This is a genomic window from Paenibacillus solani (genome assembly GCF_050475945.1).
In the GTDB taxonomy this organism is placed as follows: domain Bacteria; phylum Bacillota; class Bacilli; order Paenibacillales; family Paenibacillaceae; genus Paenibacillus_AQ; species Paenibacillus_AQ solani_A.
In genome coordinates this window covers 1-831 of sequence record NZ_JBCMXJ010000032.1, presented here as the reverse complement: position 1 = coordinate 831, position 831 = coordinate 1, and the positions used below count along the sequence as shown (strand labels likewise).

Sequence of the window (831 nt, the reverse complement as noted above, 5' to 3'; positions counted from 1 at the left end):
CCAGTGCGTGTTACCGCACCTTCATCCTGGACAGGGGTAGATCACACGGTTTCGGGTCTACGTCCACATACTAAATCGCCCTATTCAGACTCGCTTTCGCTGCGGCTACGGCTTCTCGCCTTAACCTTGCATGGGAACGTAACTCGCCGGTTCATTCTACAAAAGGCACGCCATCACCCATAGATCGGGCTCTGACTTCTTGTAAGCACACGGTTTCAGGTTCTATTTCACTCCCCTTCCGGGGTGCTTTTCACCTTTCCCTCACGGTACTGCTTCACTATCGGTCGCTAGGGAGTATTTAGCCTTACCAGATGGTCCTGGCAGATTCATACGGGGTTTCACGTGCCCCGCACTACTCGGGATCCGTCTCGGAGGGAATATACTTTCGACTACAGGGCTTTTACCTCTTCTAGCGGGCCTTTCCAGACCTCTTCGTCTAATATGTTCCTTTGTAACTCCATGTGAGACGTCCCACAACCCCAGAGAGCAAGCTCTCTGGTTTAGGCTGTTCCGCATTCGCTCGCCGCTACTAACGGAATCACTCTTGTTTTCTCTTCCTCCAGGTACTTAGATGTTTCAGTTCCCTGGGTATGCCTCCACGCATCCTATGTATTCAGATACGGGTAACTGACTATTACATCAGCTGGGTTTCCCCATTCGGACATCCCCGGATCGAAGCTTGCTTACAGCTCCCCGAGGCAGTATCGTTGTTCGCCACGTCCTTCATCGGCTCCTAGCGCCTAGGCATCCTCCGTGTGCTCTTAGTAGCTTAACCTCTCTGCTCAAGTTTCGCGCCATGCGCTCTGTTGTCCGCTTGTTTCCTGAATGGAT

Annotated in this window: 1 rRNA gene; it reads right to left on the bottom strand. The window is 52.3% G+C overall.

Features of this window, described 5'->3' with window-relative positions:
* A 23S ribosomal RNA gene (locus ABEQ74_RS29810) occupies positions 1 to 775 on the bottom strand; the annotation flags it as partial.
* Between the last annotated feature and the right edge of the window lie 56 nt (positions 776 to 831).